The sequence below is a fragment of the Allobranchiibius sp. GilTou38 genome (assembly GCF_017565325.1).
GTDB classification, from domain to species: domain Bacteria; phylum Actinomycetota; class Actinomycetes; order Actinomycetales; family Dermatophilaceae; genus Allobranchiibius; species Allobranchiibius huperziae.
On sequence record NZ_JAGEKN010000007.1, the window covers coordinates 116,878 to 133,218 of the forward strand.

Genomic DNA, 16,341 nt, shown 5'->3' on the forward strand with positions numbered 1-16,341 from the left:
TCTTTGGCGTCGACGTCTTCTGGAGCAACGTGAGCGTGACCCACCGCCCGGCCACCCCACCGATCCCGCCGCAGCTCGCGGCCGAGATCGCGCACGAACAAGAGCATGTCGATCGCGTCTACGTCGAGCTCGGCAAGGCCGGCGAGCGCGCGCGGCTCGTGGAGGCCGAGGGCCTCGGCCGCGGGTTCAGCGACCGCGGCGGCGCGATCCGCGATGACGAGGTGACCGGCCTCTTCCAGCGGGATGCGCTGGTGTTCAACGCCGGCCGTCGGCGCCAGGCGCTGGAGACCCAGTACGAAGGCCTGGTCTTCGGACGCCTGGACCTGCAGGACGAGGTCCGGTACGTCGGCCGGCTGGGCGTGCGCGACGACGAGTACGAGCCGCTGGTCATCGACTGGCGCGCTCCCGCGGCGTCGCCGTTCTACCGCGCCACCCCGGTCGACCCGCACGGCGTCGTACGCCGCCGCGTGCTGCGTTGCCGCGACGCCCTGGTGCTCGGGGTCGAGGACGACCTGATGGTCCCCGAGGCACCCGAGGGGATGGTCGTCGTCGGCGACGGCGCCCTGATGGCCGCCCTCAGCCGCTCGCGGGGCGGCCGGATGCGCGACATCGTCGCGACCATCCAGCAGCACCAGGACGAGGCCATCCGTGCGAGCGCGCGGGGGGTCACCGAGATCACCGGCGGCCCCGGCACGGGCAAGACGGTCGTGGCCCTGCACCGGGCGGCGTACCTGCTCTACTCCAACCGCCGGCGTTTCGAGAGCGGCGGCATCCTGGTGGTCGGGCCGTCCAGCTCGTACACGGCGTACATCGAGCGCGTGCTGCCCTCGCTCGGCGAGGACAGCGTGTCGTTGCGCTCGCTCGGCGACGTCGTGGGCGGGATCACCGCGTACCGTCTCGACGATCCCGAGGCGGCCCGGGTCAAGGGTTCGCTGTCGATCCGCCAGGTGCTCGCGCGGGCGGCGCGCGATGTGCCGCCGGGCAGTCCCGATCAGCTCCGCACGATGGTCGCGGGGTCCCCCGTGCGCATCGAGGGCGCGGCGCTGGACAGGATCCGTCGCCAGGTGCTGCGCGGCCACCGGCACAACACCGGCCGCAAGGCCGCGCTGGAGGCGTTGACGGAAGCGGCCTGGGCGCAGGTGCGCACCGGGGAGCGCCCCGAGTTCGTCGACCAGTTCCAGGAGCACCGTGAGGTCGAGGCCTTCATCGAACGCTGGTGGGCGCCGCTCGACCCGCGCGAGGTGCTGCTGTGGCTGGCCGATCCCGAGCGCCTGCACCGGTACGCCGGCGACGTGCTCTCGGCATCCGACGTCGCGGTGCTCGGCCGGTCGATGGCCGAGACCCTCGAGACCGGCCAATGGTCGGTCGCGGACATCGCGCTGATCGACGACCTGGTGACCCGGCTGGACACCCCGCCGGAGGCACCCCAGGAGGAGCGGGGTTTCTACGAGATCGAGGAGCTGGACGACGTACGCGGTCACGGTGTCGCCGAGCTCGGCACCGTCGGGGGTCCGGTCGGAGCCCAGCGCACCAGTCGGTCCGAACGGATCGCCGGCGATCCGCGAGAACGCCTGATGCGGGGGCGGATCGGAGAAGCCGAGGAGTACGCGCACGTCCTCGTCGACGAGGCGCAGGACCTCTCGCCGATGCAGTGGCGGATGGTCGGGCGGCGCGGCCGTTACGCGTCCTGGACCGTCGTGGGCGACGCGGCACAGAGCTCCTGGCCGGGGCCCGCAGAGGCCGAACGCGCCCGCGAGGAGGCCTTCGGCACTGCGCCGCGGCAGCGCTTCCACATGGACACCAACTACCGCAACGCGCGGGAGATCTTCGACTACGCGGCACGTGTGGTCCGCGCGCAGGTGCCGGACGCCGACATCCCCGATGCGGTCCGCGAGACCGGCGTCGATCCGCTGGTGCTGCAGTCCGATCCGGCCGGTGTCGGCCCGCTGGTCGACGACGCCGCACGTGACCTGCTCAGGGAGGTCGACGGACTGGTGGCCGTGGTCAGCCCCGCGGCACACCGCGCCGCGCTGACGGCCGCCCTGGCGTCGGACCCTCGGGTCGTCCTGGTCGACCCGATGTCGACCAAGGGCCTGGAGTACGACGCCACGGTCGTGGTGGACCCTGCGGAGATCACTCGCGAGTCCCCCGGCGGCGTCCGGGTCCTCTACGTGGCGCTCACCCGCGCCGCCCACCGGATGACGATCGTCGAGGTATCCGAGGATGGAGCACGCCATGAGTGACGACGACGCCCTGCACGCCTCGACCGAGACGCCCGACGTGGCCCCGGACGGGGTCCTCACGTCGTACCGGCAGTCGATCGACAACATCGACGCGGCGCTGATCCACCTACTCGCCGAGCGCTTCAAGATCACCCAGGCGGTCGGGGTCTACAAGGCCGAACACGACCTGCCGCCGGCGGATCCCGCCCGTGAGCAGCGTCAGGTGGCACGGCTGCGCGGGCTGGCGAGCGCGTCGCAACTCGACCCGGAGTTCAGCGAGAAGTTCCTGCGCTTCGTGATCGACGAGGTCATCCACCACCACGAGCGCCTGCGCGACGACTGAGGCCGCTCGGCGGCACCCGTCGGGGCCTCCGGTCAGGGGGCGAGCAGCGCGCGGACCCGCTCCGGGCCGATCGCGAGCAGCAGCGTGGGCAGCCGCGGGCCGGTGTCCCTGCCGATGAGCAGGGTGTAGAGCAGCGTGAAGAACGCCCGCTGGGCCGCGCCGAGCTCCTTGTCGCCCTTCACGATCTGGTCCGCCGCGAGCCCACGCTGCACCTTCGGCACCCCGTAGACCTGATGGGTGAGAGTGTCCAGCGACCACCCGTCCTCCAGGCGTCCGAGGTCGGCTCCGTTGCCGTCCAGGAGGATTTGCACTGCGTCGCGCTCCTGGTCGGTGAGGGTCGCCAGGTGGTCCAGGTCCGGTTCGCCGCGTACGACGGTCCGGTCGGACGCGGGCATCTGGGTGGCCACCCAGTGCTCCACGCAGTCCAGTCGCGGGCGCAGGTCGTCCAGCGACCGCACCTGCTGCGAGGGGTCGAGCTGCGCGACGATCCGCAGCGTCTGCTCCTCGTCGCCGGTCGTGATGTCGACGATCGAGGCGAGCGTGCGATAGGCGACAGGGATCGGCGTCTGCGTCAGCAGGCCCTCGGCGGTCGAGGTCGCCCGCGTCCATGCCGCCACGTCACCGGGCTGACCCTTGCCGTCGGCGACCTTGCGGCACAACGCATCCCACTCGTCGTACATCCGCTGCACGTCGGCGTCGAAGGCCACGCTGAAGGACTGGTTGGGGCGACGCCGGGCGTAGAGCCACCGCAGCAGGGCCGGCTCCATGATCTGCATGGCGTCCGACGGGGTGGGCACGCCACCGCGCGAGGACGACATCTTGGCCATCCCCTTCATCCCGACGAAGGCGTACATCGGGCCGATCGGACGCTCCCAGCCGAAGACGGGCGCGAGGTCCTTGCCCACGACGTACGACGATCCGGGCGACTGGTGGTCGACGCCGGAGGGCTCGAAGACGACCTTCTCGTAGGCCCAGCGCATCGGCCAGTCAACCTTCCAGACCAGCTTGCCGTGGTGCTCGGTGTGCAGGTCGATCGTGTGCTCGTCGCCGTCGCTGCGGTAGGTCAGGGAACCGGTCGCGTCGTCGTACGCGGTCACGGTGGTCTCGTCGGTGCCCGTGGTGGCGCTGTACGGACGGTAGGGGAAGTACCCGGACCCGCTGGATCCGTCGTCCTCCGCGGCGGCTCCGGAGCCCGCCTCGGCCTCGGCCACTGCGGCCGCGTCGTCCTCGGAGATCTTCTTCTGCTGCTTCTGCTGTGCCGGCTTCGGATCGTCCGTAGCCGACAGCGTGCGGTACTGGTCGAGCACTTCGTCGATCCGATCGCGGTGACTCATCGCGAAGAGCACCTGGTCGGTGTAGGCGCCGCTGGTGTACTGCGCGGTCTGGCTGATGCCGCGGTAGACGATGCCCAGCTGGGCCAGACCCTCCTCGCACCGGGCGCGGAAGTGCTCGGCCCAGGAGGTATAGGGCGACCCGCTCGGCGGCGGGACCGACGTCAGCGGCTTGCCGATGTGCTGGGCCCAGGAGTCGTCGACGCCGGGATAGTTCGGCACCTTGCGGAAGCGGTCGTAGTCGTCCCAGCTGATGATGTGCTCGCACTCGACGCCGCGCCGCTTCACCTCGTCGGCGACCAGGTGAGGGGTCATCACCTCGCGCAGGTTGCCCAGGTGGATGGGGCCGGACGGAGACAGACCGGAGGCGCAGACGACCTTGGTGTCGCGTCGTTCTGCCTCCTCGATCACCTCGTCGGCGAGGCGGGAGACCCAGTCGTCCAAACGTTCCGTCACGGGAGGCGAGTCTACGGGCGGCGCCGCACCCGCCTTCGCGAGTGTCCGCAGTCGCGGGCCGACGCCTGCACGGTTCCGCGGACACTCGCGGTGCGTCGTCGCGGCTGGGAAGAGCAACGGTGGCGAGGCGGTTACCTCTGACATGACTGAAGAGACGACACAGCGGGTGGCAGTGCTCGGCACGGGCGTGATGGGCGCGGGGATGGCGCATGCGCTGCGGCGCGCCGGGCATGACGTGGTGGTCTGGAACCGCACCCGGTCGAAGGCCGAAGACGTTGCGACGGAGGGGATCTCGGTCGCGGACTCGGTCACGGACGCAGTGCGTGGTGCCGACGTCGTCGTCACGATCCTGTTCGACGCCGACGCGGTCGTGCAGGTCGCCCGCGAGCTGGTGCCGGCGCTGGGATCGGACACGGTCTGGCTGCAGAGCACGACCGTCGGCCCTGCGGGGATCGCACGCATCGCGGCCGAGAGCGGCAGCGACCGGATCGTCGACGCATCGATGCTCGGCACCAAGGCGCCGGCCGAGCAGGGCAAGCTCGTGGCGCTCCTGTCGGGCCCGACCGCGCTCATCGACGCCGCGCGACCCGCCCTGGAGGCGATGACCGCCCGCAGCGTCGTCGCGGGCGAGGCGCTCGGCAAGGCCAGCGCCCTGAAGCTGGTGTGCAACGCCTGGATCGTGTCCATCACCGCGGCCACCGCACAGTCGGTCGCGCTCGCCGAGGGCCTGGACATCGACCCGGCCCTCTTCCTCGCCTCGATCGAGGGCGGCCCCACGGACTCGGCGTACGCGCAGCTGAAGGGCAAGGCCATGATCGGAGCCGACTACAGCCCATCGTTCGCGGTGGACGGCGCGTTGAAGGACACCGGGCTCATCCGGGACGCCCTGGCCGGTGCCGAGCTGCGCACCGACCTCGCGGACGCCGTGCTCGCCCTCTTCACGCGGACCTCGAGCTCCGGGCAGGGCGACGACGACATGTCGGCGGTCCGAACGGCGTTCTGAGGCGGGGCGTGCGGGCCGATCGGACTAGAGGTTCACCCGGCGCACGCCGACGAGGTAGACGAGGAACGACGCGGCCACCAGGATCGCCCCGATCCACCCGAGCGCGGGCACGGCGACCACGCCGAGCAGCCGGGAGCCGATCAGCGCCCCACCTGCGATGCCCAGGTTCGTCGTCGCGTTGACCAGGGAGCTCGCGGCATCCGTCGCGTCTCCCGCCGCCCGCAGCATGACCGTCTGCGTCAGCGTGGGGAAGGCCCCGAACGCCACCCCCCACAGGGCGACGACCGCGATGATGCCGCCGCTCGAGCCGATCACGGCCGCGAGCACCAGGCTGAGGCACATCAACACGATGTCGGCGACCAGCGCCAGGCCCGGACGGCGACTCACCGCCCATCCCGCGGCCACCAGCCCGACGACGCCGCCGCAGCCGTAACCGAAGAGGACCGCTCCCACATCGGGGTGGGTGATCCCGTCGTGCAGCAGCAGTGGGCTCACGTAGGTGTAGAGCGTGAAGTGCCCGAGCGCGAGCAGGGTGATCACCACCGACATCACGATCACGGCCGGGCGCCGGATACCCGTCATCACGGGGATCCGTGCGTTCGTCCGCGGAGGGTCGCGCGGCGGAAGCACCCGCAGGACCGCTACGGCGAGCCCGCTCAGCGCGACCGCGATGACCACGAACGCCCACCGCCACCCGAGCGCCGTGCCGAGCACGGTCCCGAGCGGCACCCCGAAGACCAGGGCGATCGCGTTGCCGGTCAACACCACCGCGATGGCCCGGCCCGAGGACGCGGGGTCGACGAGGGACACCGCTGCGGCGATCGCCACCGCGAAGAACCCTGCGTGGGCCACCCCTCCGATGACCCGGGCGACCATGGCGACGGCGTCGTCGGGTGCCGCGGCGAAGATGAGGTTGCTCACCGCGTAGGTGGTGAGCAGGACCGCCAGCACGCGCCGACGTGGCCACCGCTCCGCGACCGCCGCGATCGGCACCGACATGATCGCGACGATGACGGCGTACGACGAGACCAGGATGCCGGCCGTCGAGGCCGAGATGTCGAGCCCCGCCGCGATCTGGGGCAGCAGCCCGACCGGGAGCATCTCGGTGCAGATCGCGAAGAAGACGCACGTCGCGAGCAGGGCCAGTGGCGCTCTCGGCAGGTCTCTCAGCGGCATGCGGACGGCGTCTCAGCTCACCTGGATCGCCCAGTAGAGCAGGAAGATCCCGAAGAGGGCGGCCGGCACCCCGCCGACCAGCAGGCACCCCGCCTGCGCGGCCCTGCCCTGCTCGCGTTGCTCCGGCGACAGCGACCGCAGCTTCCAGCTGGCCACCAGGGCTCCCACCGCGATGACCAGGAAGACGACGGTCAGTGCCCACAGCGTGATCAGGAAGCCGGTCGGCGGGCGGTTGCCGCTGACCGTCCTGGTGATCACCGGGTTTCCAGCAGGTCGTGGCGTACGACGACCTCGTCGCGCCCCGGGCCGACCCCGATGACGCTGATGCGCGCGCCGATCCGTGACTCGACGAACTCCACGTACTCCCGGCACGCCTCCGGCAGGTCCTCGTAGCGGCGCGCGTGGGAGATGTCCTCGAACCACCCGGTGAGCTCTTCGTAGATCGGCGTCGCGTGGTGGAAGTCGGACTGCGACACCGGCATCTCGTCGTGGCGCACGCCGTCGACGTCGTAGGCCACGCACACCGGCACCCGCTCCAGACCGGTCAGCACGTCGAGCTTGGTGAGGACGAAGTCGGTCACGCCGTTGACCCGGGTCGCGTACCGCCCGATGACCGTGTCGATCCACCCGCAGCGCCGCGGACGGCCGGTGGTCGTGCCGTACTCGGCGCCCGTCTTGCGCAGGAACTCCCCACTGTCGTCGAGCAACTCGGTCGGGAAGGGGCCTTCGCCGACCCGCGTCGTGTAGGCCTTGAGGACGGCGATGACCGAGTCGATCCGCGTCGGCGGGATGCCGGCGCCGGTGCAGGCGCCGGCGGAGATCGCGTTGGACGAGGTGACGTAGGGGTAGGTGCCGTGGTCGACGTCGAGCAGCGTCGCCTGGCCGGCCTCGCACAGCACGCTGTCGCCGCGGTCGAGTGCCTGCGAGAGCTCCAGCGAGGTGTCACGCACCATCGGGCGCAACCGCTCGACGTACTGCAGCAGCTCCTGCACGGTCTCCTCGACCTCGATCGCGCGCCGGTTGTACATCTTGACCAGCAGTTCGTTCTTCACGTCGAGCGCCGCCTCGACCTTCTGTCGCAGGATCGACACGTCGAACAGGTCCTGCACCCGGATGCCGATGCGGCTCATCTTGTCGGCGTACGTCGGTCCGATGCCCCGGCCTGTCGTGCCGATCCGGCGCGAGCCGAGGAAGCGCTCGGTGACCTTGTCCAGCGTCTTGTTGTAGCCGGCGATCACGTGCGCGTTGCTGCTCACGATCAGCCGCGAGGTGTCGATGCCGCGCGCGTTGAGCCCGTCGATCTCCTCGAAGAGCACCGCCAGGTCGATGACCACGCCGTTGGCGATCACCGGCACCACGCCGGGCGTGAGGATGCCGCTGGGCAGCAGGTGCAGCGCGTACTTCTCGCGGCTGCCGTCGGGCTGCTCGATGACCACCGTGTGCCCGGCGTTGTTGCCGCCGTTGAACTTCACGACGTAGTCGATCCGGTCGCCCAGCAGGTCGGTGGCCTTGCCCTTGCCCTCATCGCCCCATTGGGCGCCGACAAGCACGATCGCTGGCATCGCAGGTTTCCCGTCCGTGGTCGGTGCTGGCTCCGGCGTGGCCAGGAGGCCGACGCGAGTGTGCGTGCGCCATACCGCCGGTTGGCGGCCTGACCCACGCGACTCCCGAGCCTAACGGAGCGGTACGACGGGCCCGAACCGTGCGCGGGCCCGCCCGCTCAGTCGGCCCGACCGCGGCGTTCGGCGAGGCGCAGTGCCAGCTGGAAGCGGGTGTCCACACCGTGCTCGGCCATCAGCGCGGCGACCCGGCGTCGTACCGTCCGCAGCGAGATGCCGAGCACCCGTGCGATCGCCTCGTCCTTCAACCCCTGCCGCATCAGCTCGAGCAGACCCTCGGGTTCGTCGGCTGCCGGTTCGAGGGCGGCCGAGGCCAACCACAGCCGGTCGAAGAGCTCGACGAACGCCGCGACCACCATCGGGTCGCGCAGCACGACGAAATCACCGTCGGACCGGCCCCATTCGGTGCTGCCCAACGCGACGTCGGTGCCGAAGACGACGAAGTCGGACGGCAACGTGCGTGAGACCCGCGCGGCCTCGCCGGTCTGCGCCCACGCCGCGCGCCAGGTCGCGCAGCGCTCCACGACGTCGGAGGCGTAGAGGGACCGCAGCTCCCGGCCCTCCTGCACCTGATGGCGCAGCGTGGGGTAGCCCGCAACATCCTGGCTCGGTGCCGTGCGCGCGGCCTGCCGCACCGCACCGACGGTCGAGGCGGCCAGGTGCTCGTGCACGGCGACCAGCTCGGCGCGGTCCACCCGCTCACGATCGGGCGCGGACGCCGACGACAGCTCCCGCCCGATGCGGTGGTCTGCGGCGAACTGGTCGATCGAGTCGCGCACCCGCGCCAGGTCCTGCCTGCGGGTGGCGAGACGCGCCTCCTCGGCGCTGACCAGCCGCTCGAGCGCGGCGCGGGGATGATCGGTGACGAGCTCGCCGCCGGGGCCGACGCGTACGAGTCGCTGGGTGCGTAGCTCCAGCAACGCCGCATCGCCCTCGGCGTCGGTCCACCCCAGCCGACTGCGGTGCGCCGCGAGCTCGAGCCGCGGCATGCGCAGGATATTGCGGTAGAGCGCCTCGGCCTGCTCCCCCACCCCGAGCACGGCCAGTCGCGCAGTCACCCGTTCACCGTATGCCGCACCGCGCGCCCCGTCCCCGGCGAGCCGGTCGCCCTACAGGCCGAGAGCCCGCGCACCCGTGGCGCTGGAGTCGTGCAGGAAGTCCGCGCACCGGCGCTGCTCGTCGGTCTCGCCGATCACGCCGGCCGCTCGGGACAGGGCAGCGAGTGCGCGCAGGAATCCGCGGTTGGGCTCGTGCTCCCAGGGCACCGGACCCTGCCCTCGCCAGCCCGACTTGCGCAGCGAGTCCAGGCCGCGGTGGTAGCCGGTGCGGGCGTACGCGTACGCCTGGACCGGTTCGCCCGCACCCAGCGCGGCCTCGGCGAGCTCGGCCCACGCCAGCGACGAGGTGGGGTGCTCCCTCGCGACCTGGGTGGGGTCGGCGCCACCGGCGAGCAGGGCGGCGGCGGGGTCGACGGGCAGGCGGGTCTCGGGGATGCCGAGCAGGTTGTCAGTCACCCGCCCATCATCGCGCAGCCCCGCCGACCCCTCGCCACCCCTCGAGTGCGTCGTGCGGTCAGGTCAGGCGTGCTTGCCGGCGGAGCCGAGGCTCTCGCAGGCCTCGACGACCCGGGCGCTCATGCCCGCTTCGCCCGCCTTGCCCCACGCGCGCGGGTCGTACTTCTTCTTGTCGCCGACCTCGCCGTCGATCTTGAGGACGCCCTCGTAGTTGCCGATCATCCAGCCGGCGACCGGCCGGGTGAACGCGTACTGGGTGTCGGTGTCGACGTTCATCTTCACCACGCCGTACGAGACCGCCTCCTTGATCTCCTCGGCGCTGGAGCCGGAGCCGCCGTGGAAGACCAGGTGGAACGGCTTGTCGGTGTCGGTGTGGAACTCCTTATGGACGGCGTCCTGGGCCTTCTTCAGCACCTCGGGGCGCAGCTTGACGTTGCCCGGCTTGTAGACGCCGTGCACGTTGCCGAAGGTGAGGGCCGTCATGAAGTAGCCGTTCTCGCCGGTGCCGAGCGCCTTCGCGGTCTCGATCGCGTCATCGGTCGTGGAGTACAGCTGCTCCCCGCCGCCGCCCTCGACGCCGTCCTCCTCGCCGCCGACCACGCCCACCTCGATCTCGAGGATGATCTTCGCGGCCTTGCACTTCTGCAGCAGGTCCTCGGCGATCTGCAGATTCTCCTCCAGCGGCACCGCCGAGCCGTCCCACATGTGCGACTGGAAGTAGGGCAGCCCGCCGCCCTTGACCCGCTCCAGGGACGCCTGCAGGAGCGGCCGGACGAACCCGTCGAGCTTGTCCTTGGGGCAGTGGTCGGTGTGCAGGGCGATGTTCACGTCGTACTTCTTGGCGATCTCGTGGGCGAATGCCGACATCGCGAGGGACCCGGCGACCATCTCCTTGACGCCCTGCCCGGAGAAGTACTCCGCCCCGCCGGTCGACACCTGGATGATGCCGTCGCTGCCCGCGTCGGCGAAGCCCTTCATGGCCGCGTTCAGGGTCTGGCTGCTGGAGACGTTGATCGCCGGGAAGGCGTAGCTGTTCTTCTTCGCACGGTCCAGCATGTCGGCGTAGACCTCGGGCGTTGCGATGGGCATCTGCTCACTCCTTCGTGTGGAACGACGGCGTATAGGGCGGCGCCGCCGCGGTGGGCCGTCCGTCGGGAGGCCCGCTGCTGGCACTGTCCGAATTCGAGTGCAGTCTCGCACGCCCGAACAATCAGGGGGACTGGTCGAAAACGTGCCGCCGGGCCCACGCGTGCATCGAGATCGCGGCGGCGGCGCCCGCGTTGATCGACCGGGTCGAGCCGAACTGCTCGATGTGCAGCACCACCTGGCACTGCGCCCGCATCGCGTCGCTGAGACCGGGGCCCTCCTGCCCGAAGACCAGCACACAGGACCGCGGCAGATCGAACGTCTCCAGGGGCCGGGATCCCGGCAGGTTGTCGATGCCGATGAGGGGTATGCCGCCCGCCTCCTGGCGCGCCCACGTCGCGAGCGCTGCGGCGTCGTCGTGGTGGTGCTCGTGCTGGTAGCGGTCGGTCACCATGGCCCCCCGCCGGTTCCACCGCCGTCGGCCCACGATGTGGAACGCTGCGGCGTTGAACGCGTTCGCCGTCCGCACCACGGACCCGATGTTGAAGTCGTGGCCCCAGTTCTCGATGGCGACGTGGAACTCGTGCCGCCGGGTGTCGAGGTCCGCGACGATCGCGGCCATCGTCCAGTAGCGGTAGCCGTCCTGCACGTTGCGGCGGTCGCCGTCGCGCAGCAACTCGGCGTCGTACCGCGGGTCGATGCCACCGCCCGGAGTGACGGGCCATGGACCTGGCCACGGTCCGACGCCGATCGCGTTCGCGGGAATCGGGTCGGTCACGGCACGAAGCGTGTCATGCTTCGCGGCTGAATCCGATGGAACCGTTCGGTCGCGGGACGCATCGGAGCCACGCGAACGACCCACGATCCGGAGAGGGCACCCACATGAGCACCGACGACCCGTACGGCACCGGCGGATCCCAGTCCAGCGGCGACGGACCCGATCTGAACAAGCCCGGCAACACCGGACCCGGTCAGGGTCCCCAGCAGGGCGGGTACGCCGGACCGCCCCCGTCGGGCGGGCCCGGTGGCTACGGCCAGGGACCGCAACAGGGCGGGTACGCCGGACCGCCGCCACCCGGGCCCTACGGCCAGGGACCCCAGGGTGGGTACGGCCCCCCGCAGTCCGGTGGGGGTGACCAGTTCTTCGCCTTCGTCGACGGCGCGGAGCGCGGCCCGTTGAGCATCGCCGACTGTCAGCGACTCGCCGTCGACGGTGCCCTGCACGGCGACACCCCGGTGCGCACGACCAGCGGCCAGCAGATCCTCGCCCGGCAGATCCCGGGGGTCTTCTCCCACCGCGAGTGGCTGACCGCGCTGCTGCTGTCGATCTTCCTGGGGGGTCTCGGGGTCGACCGCTTCTACCTGGGCCAGACCGGCCTCGGGGTGCTCAAGCTCATCACCTGCGGCGGCTGCGGCATCTGGAGCATCGTCGACCTCATCCTGATCATCCTGCGCAAGCTGCCCGACGTCGACGGCAAGGCGCTCGCCTGACGCACGCTGGGAATTGCGGTGGCGCGAAGGGGTGTACGTCCGATGGGATGAGCCGGTGCCCTCCTCGCGAACAACCAGCCCGAAACGTCTGCCCGAGCCGCCGCACCTGGCGCAGCCGAAGCTGACGCAGGTCACCGACCGCACCTGGACCTCGTGGCACGACATGGTGATCGCCGGGTTCCAGGGGAGCGCCGAGACAGAGACCACCGCGCTCAGCCGGGACCTCTTCCCCCCGCCGGGCTGCTTCGGGCTGCGGGTGGGCCGTGCCTGGGTGGCGACCGCGTCGAGCACCGTCCGGTCGCTCTCGGTGCCCGGCGGCGAAGTGCCCTGCGCGGCGGTCTCGGACGTGACGGTCGCGCCTGCGTACCGACGCCGGGGCCTGCTGAGCGCGATGATGCGCCACCAGCTCGATGACCTCGCCGCCCGGAAAGTGCCGGTGGCCGCGCTGTGGGCGAGCGAGTCGGGGATCTACGGCCGGTTCGGGTACGGCGTCGCCACCTGGTCGGCCACGCTGAGCGGCTCGACGCACGAGAGTGCCTTCCTGCCCGACATCGTGACGGACGGGTCGGTCGTCGAGGTGAGCGCCGACCAGTGGCTGGCGGCGGCGCGCCCCGTGCACGAGTCGGTGCGCGCGGAGCAGCCGGGCATGTTCGACCGCCCGGGCCGCTGGTGGGAGATGGAGACCGTGGATCCCGAGCGGTGGCGCGAGGGCCGCTCGGCGCGGCGCTACCTCGTGCACTTCGACGCGGGCGGCACGGTCGACGGGGTCGGCACCTACCGCTTCAAGGACGACTGGAACCGCACGGGTCCGGCCGGAAAGGTCAGCGTGGGGCCGGTCCTCGCCAGCACACCCACGGCGTACGCCGGCCTGTGGCGCTATCAGCTCGACCTCGACCTGGCCCGCACCTTCAGCGCATCCGGTGCGGCGGCGCAGGAGACCCTGTTGCACCTGCTGGCCGACCCGCGGGCCCTCGACATCCGCCCGGCCGACGGGCTCTACCTGCGGATCCTGGACGTCTCCGAAGCGCTGCAATCCCGGAGCTACCTCGCCGATGCCGCACTGGTGCTCCAGGTCGCGGATCCGGTGCTCGCGAGCGTCGACGGGCGCTACTCGCTGAGGATCACTGGTGGCCACGCCGAGGTCGCCCGCACCCGCAAGGCACCCGATCTGACCCTGAGCGCGCGCGATCTGGGGGCGGTCTACCTCGGCGGCGTCTCGGTCGGCGATCTGCACCGGGCCGGACGGGTGCGTGAGCACACGGCGGGCGCGGTGCGGGAGGCGGCCGGAGCCTTCGGGTGGACGCGCTCGCCGTACTGCCCCGACAACTTCTGAAAGCGACCACCGGATCCGCCGTACCTCCGACACGGTCGTCGCGCGTCCGTGGTGACGGTGTGCGTCTGTGGCCAGGGCTGCAGTCCTGGCCACAGACGCACACCGCAGTACTCGTCGCCCGGCGTACGAACCGCACGGCGCGTCCGGGCAGCCGGCACAGCGTGTGCTCAGTGGATTCCCCGTAGCCTGGAGCGGTGATGCATTCCCTCGGCCCGAGCTTCATGGACCCCAACTACCTGCTCGGACAGTTCGGTGGTGCGTTCTTCTGGTTCTCGATACTGATCGTCTTCATCGAGTGCGGGGTGCTCTTCCCGTTCCTGCCCGGCGACTCGCTGCTCTTCTCGATCGGACTCTTCACCGCGACGTCCAGCACCAGCGGCTTCCACATGCCGCTGTGGCAGACGATGCCGCTGCTGATGATCGCGGCGTTCGCAGGCAACGTGGCGGGGTACGAGATCGGCCGGGTCGCAGGTGCGCGGCTCTACGAGCGCGACGGCCGGGTGGTCAAGCGCAGCCACTTCGACAAGACCAGCGCGTTCTTCGATCACCACGGCAACAAGGCCCTGGTCATCGGTCGTTTCGTGCCGGTGGTGCGCACCTTCATCACCCTGGTCGCCGGTGCGTCACGGATGGACCGTCGGCGGTTCTTCACCTGGAGCGCCGTGGGTGCGGTGCTGTGGGTCGCGATCGTCACGCTCGCCGGGCTCGCGCTCGGTAAGACCTTCCCGGGCCTGGGCAAGAACATCGACGTCGTGATCCTGGCCGTCGTCCTCGTCTCGCTGCTGCCGGCGCTCTTCGAGTGGTGGCGTCACCGCAAGGCCACGAAGGAGCTCATCGACGAGTCCGCCGACGCCGTCGAGAAGGTCGCCCACCGCGACTGACGAACCCGCTCGACAGCCCGATCGCCCGGGTCAGGACATAGGGAGGATGCAGTCGCCGCAGACCGCGCGCGGCCGTGCGTCACCCCCGACGCGGTAGATCAGGCAGCAGCTTCGGCGCCGAAAACCCGAGGTCCCGACCCGGCCCGTGTGCACGCCGGCTCCTCCCGGGCCGGGCAGCCCTGCCAGCAGTGCGTCCGCGACGGTACGCAGCCGAGCGGACAGCTCGGGGTGCGTGGCCGACCCCGCGATGACCGCACCGTTCACCGCCGAGGCGGTGTTGCCCCACAGCACCGACGGCGATCCCTGCACGGCGTCCACCAGAGGAGCCAGCAGATCGCGGACGAGCTCGACCGCCCACGCGTCGAGCGGACCCGGCCGCGCTCGATCCAGCGCCCGCGAGGCGACCGACAGCTCGAAACCGCCACCGAGCGACGGGATCCACCACAGGTCGTCGACTCCGACCGGCAGGAGGATCCCGTCCCGGGCCGCCAGGCCCACCCACGGCGAGACCAGGCGCGCGACGAGGCCGAGGTGCATCACCGAGGCTGCCACTCGCAGCTCGACCCCCGACGGGTCGGGGCCGACGCCCGAGGCGAGGTACGCGCGTACCTGCTCCACCCGTGGCGCAAGATCGGCCAGCAGGTCGGTGACCGGGCTCCACGGCGCGGGTGGCGGACCTTCGCCGTGAGTACGCACCACGAAGAACGGCCCCAGGTCCCGCAGTGCATCGAGGGATCCGGGACCGAACGGTCGTGCGTCGGTCACCTCAGGGACGCCGGCGCCGTGTCCCGCCGTGCCGGCTCGGGCGCGCTCGGAGGTGTGAGGACGCGTTCGGCCATCGGCGCGAACACCAGCCCGATCGCGCCCCACAGGATCACCTGCGCGAGCAGCGAGTAGATCCGGAAGGTCGCCAGGGTGTCGGCCGGGAAGCCGGGGTAGACGATGCGGCCCTGTGCGTCCTTGAGCGGCAGCGGCGTCTCGGTGGCGTGCCGCCCGAACGTGTGCACGTTGGCCGCCAGCTCGCCGAACGACGGCAGCAGCGCCATCACGATGCCGACCGCGACGACGTACGCCGCGCCGGCCGCCAGTGCCGCGTTCCAGGTGCCGAGCCGCGCCTGCAGCCACCGACCGAGCAGTACCGCGCCGATCAGCAGCAGTACCGCCGCCAGCGTCATCGTCAGGTAGAGCACCGACCGACTGCGGATGGTGTCCTCGTGCCCGATGGCCGGGGGGTTGGCGGGGTACTTCAGGAACGGGACGACGTACATCGACAGCAGCCCGCCTCCGGCGACGAGCAGGGCGAGCGTGCGTGCCCGCACGCCGCCGACACGGCCGAGGCAGATCGTGTAGGTGACCGCGAAGAGCAGGCCCATGGCGACACCGAAGAAGACCATGCCGACGCCGATGCCGACGTTGGCCTGGACCGTGCGGCTGAAGATGTCCGGGCCCATCGCCGGGACGGCCTGACCGGCCGCCTTGTCCAGCGCGTCCTGGGCGGCGTCGCGCCCGCTCTCGTAGCTGATGGCCGCGGAGATCTGCGGCTCAGCGAAGATTCGTGCGAAGACGAATGCCAGGAGCCCGCCGACGGCGCCCGCGAGGGCGCCGCGCAGGATCAGTGCGCGTTCCATATCGAGTTGTCCGTCCGACCGGGGTCAGTGGCAGGGGAACCCGAGGAAGTGACGCGAGTCGTGGACGAACTCGTGGATGTGGGTGTCGCTGCCGAAGACGGAGAACGCGCCCTGGTCGACGCCGATGAAGTAGTAGAGGGCCAACGCGACGATGGCGGCGCCGAAGATCCACGCGAACGCGCGCGCCTCCGAGGTGACGACGGGCGTGGCGGATGCGCGCGCCGTGGGGGCGGTGTTGGGGATGGTGCTCATGGTGGT

General features: G+C 71.1%; 17 protein-coding genes. 6 read left to right on the top strand and 11 right to left on the bottom strand.

Translation table 11 applies throughout. The annotated features are described in order from the left end of the window. Nucleotides 1–29: 29 nt before the first annotated feature. Together JOB34_RS09795 and JOB34_RS09800 are read left to right on the top strand one after the other, a co-directional pair. A complete protein-coding gene (locus tag JOB34_RS09795) occupies nt 30–2,243 on the top strand; it encodes a UvrD-helicase domain-containing protein (RefSeq protein ID WP_347813815.1) in 2,214 nt (737 codons plus the stop codon). Further along, nucleotides 2,236–2,565 carry a chorismate mutase gene (locus JOB34_RS09800; protein ID WP_208052548.1) on the top strand — a complete coding sequence of 110 codons (330 nt, stop codon included), beginning with the start codon at nt 2,236–2,238 and terminating at the stop codon, nt 2,563–2,565. Before JOB34_RS09795 ends, JOB34_RS09800 begins: the two co-directional genes overlap by 8 nt. Nucleotides 2,566–2,597: 32 nt before the next feature. Here JOB34_RS09800 and lysS read toward each other — a convergent pair whose 3' ends face one another. Then, complete coding sequence (gene lysS, locus JOB34_RS09805) at nt 2,598–4,352, bottom strand: lysine--tRNA ligase (RefSeq protein WP_347813816.1); 1,755 nt, start codon at nt 4,350–4,352, stop codon at nt 2,598–2,600. 142 nt (nt 4,353–4,494) lie between these two features. Here lysS and JOB34_RS09810 point away from each other — a divergent pair, with 142 nt between their 5' ends. Further along, nucleotides 4,495–5,355, top strand: a complete 861-nt coding sequence (locus tag JOB34_RS09810; protein ID WP_208052550.1) for an NAD(P)-dependent oxidoreductase — start codon at nt 4,495–4,497, stop codon at nt 5,353–5,355. 24 nt (nt 5,356–5,379) lie between these two features. On the opposite strand, the gene JOB34_RS09815 is transcribed toward JOB34_RS09810, so the two are convergent. The 7 genes from JOB34_RS09815 to JOB34_RS09845 all read right to left on the bottom strand — a co-directional run bounded on the left by JOB34_RS09815 (nt 5,380) and on the right by JOB34_RS09845 (nt 11,501). Beyond that, nucleotides 5,380–6,531: an MFS transporter gene (locus tag JOB34_RS09815; protein WP_208052551.1), complete on the bottom strand. Its 1,152-nt coding sequence runs from the start codon at nt 6,529–6,531 to the stop codon at nt 5,380–5,382. A gap of 12 nt (nt 6,532–6,543) precedes the next feature. Then, nucleotides 6,544–6,789, bottom strand: a complete 246-nt coding sequence (locus JOB34_RS09820) for a hypothetical protein (RefSeq protein WP_179483070.1) — start codon at nt 6,787–6,789, stop codon at nt 6,544–6,546. Further along, complete coding sequence (locus JOB34_RS09825; RefSeq protein WP_179483073.1) at nt 6,786–8,093, bottom strand: adenylosuccinate synthase; 1,308 nt, start codon at nt 8,091–8,093, stop codon at nt 6,786–6,788. Before JOB34_RS09825 ends, JOB34_RS09820 begins: the two co-directional genes overlap by 4 nt. Before the next feature lie 158 nt (nt 8,094–8,251). After that, nucleotides 8,252–9,208 carry a helix-turn-helix domain-containing protein gene (locus JOB34_RS09830; protein ID WP_208052552.1) on the bottom strand — a complete coding sequence of 319 codons (957 nt, stop codon included), beginning with the start codon at nt 9,206–9,208 and terminating at the stop codon, nt 8,252–8,254. 51 nt (nt 9,209–9,259) lie between these two features. Then, nucleotides 9,260–9,664 carry a DUF3151 domain-containing protein gene (locus JOB34_RS09835; RefSeq protein ID WP_179483079.1) on the bottom strand — a complete coding sequence of 135 codons (405 nt, stop codon included), beginning with the start codon at nt 9,662–9,664 and terminating at the stop codon, nt 9,260–9,262. 63 nt (nt 9,665–9,727) lie between these two features. Beyond that, nucleotides 9,728–10,753 (bottom strand): class II fructose-bisphosphate aldolase, encoded by a 1,026-nt coding sequence (fbaA, locus tag JOB34_RS09840; protein ID WP_208052553.1) that lies wholly within the window; start codon nt 10,751–10,753, stop codon nt 9,728–9,730. Between the two features lie 121 nt (nt 10,754–10,874). Next, nucleotides 10,875–11,501, bottom strand: coding sequence for a TrmH family RNA methyltransferase (locus tag JOB34_RS09845; protein WP_347813837.1), 627 nt, complete (start codon nt 11,499–11,501; stop codon nt 10,875–10,877). Between the two features lie 131 nt (nt 11,502–11,632). On the opposite strand from JOB34_RS09845, the gene JOB34_RS09850 reads away from it, so the two are divergent. The 3 genes from JOB34_RS09850 to JOB34_RS09860 all read left to right on the top strand — a co-directional run bounded on the left by JOB34_RS09850 (nt 11,633) and on the right by JOB34_RS09860 (nt 14,455). Further along, entirely contained in the window at nt 11,633–12,241 is a 609-nt protein-coding gene (locus tag JOB34_RS09850) for a TM2 domain-containing protein (RefSeq protein ID WP_208052555.1), read from the top strand. A 55-nt stretch (nt 12,242–12,296) separates the two neighbouring features. Continuing rightward, nucleotides 12,297–13,574, top strand: coding sequence for a GNAT family N-acetyltransferase (locus tag JOB34_RS09855; protein WP_208052556.1), 1,278 nt, complete (start codon nt 12,297–12,299; stop codon nt 13,572–13,574). A gap of 197 nt (nt 13,575–13,771) precedes the next feature. Beyond that, a complete protein-coding gene (locus JOB34_RS09860) occupies nt 13,772–14,455 on the top strand; it encodes a VTT domain-containing protein (RefSeq protein WP_208052848.1) in 684 nt (227 codons plus the stop codon). A 30-nt stretch (nt 14,456–14,485) separates the two neighbouring features. Here JOB34_RS09860 and JOB34_RS09865 read toward each other — a convergent pair whose 3' ends face one another. From JOB34_RS09865 to JOB34_RS09875, 3 genes are read right to left on the bottom strand one after another with little or no spacing between them, the layout of a single operon-like run. Next, nucleotides 14,486–15,220: a (2Fe-2S)-binding protein gene (locus tag JOB34_RS09865; RefSeq protein ID WP_208052557.1), complete on the bottom strand. Its 735-nt coding sequence runs from the start codon at nt 15,218–15,220 to the stop codon at nt 14,486–14,488. Next, on the bottom strand, nt 15,217–16,083 hold the full coding sequence (locus tag JOB34_RS09870) for a CbtA family protein (RefSeq protein WP_208052558.1): 867 nt from the start codon (nt 16,081–16,083) through the stop codon (nt 15,217–15,219). Before JOB34_RS09870 ends, JOB34_RS09865 begins: the two co-directional genes overlap by 4 nt. A gap of 24 nt (nt 16,084–16,107) precedes the next feature. Next, on the bottom strand, nt 16,108–16,335 hold the full coding sequence (locus tag JOB34_RS09875) for a CbtB-domain containing protein (RefSeq protein ID WP_179483096.1): 228 nt from the start codon (nt 16,333–16,335) through the stop codon (nt 16,108–16,110). Between the last annotated feature and the right edge of the window lie 6 nt (nt 16,336–16,341).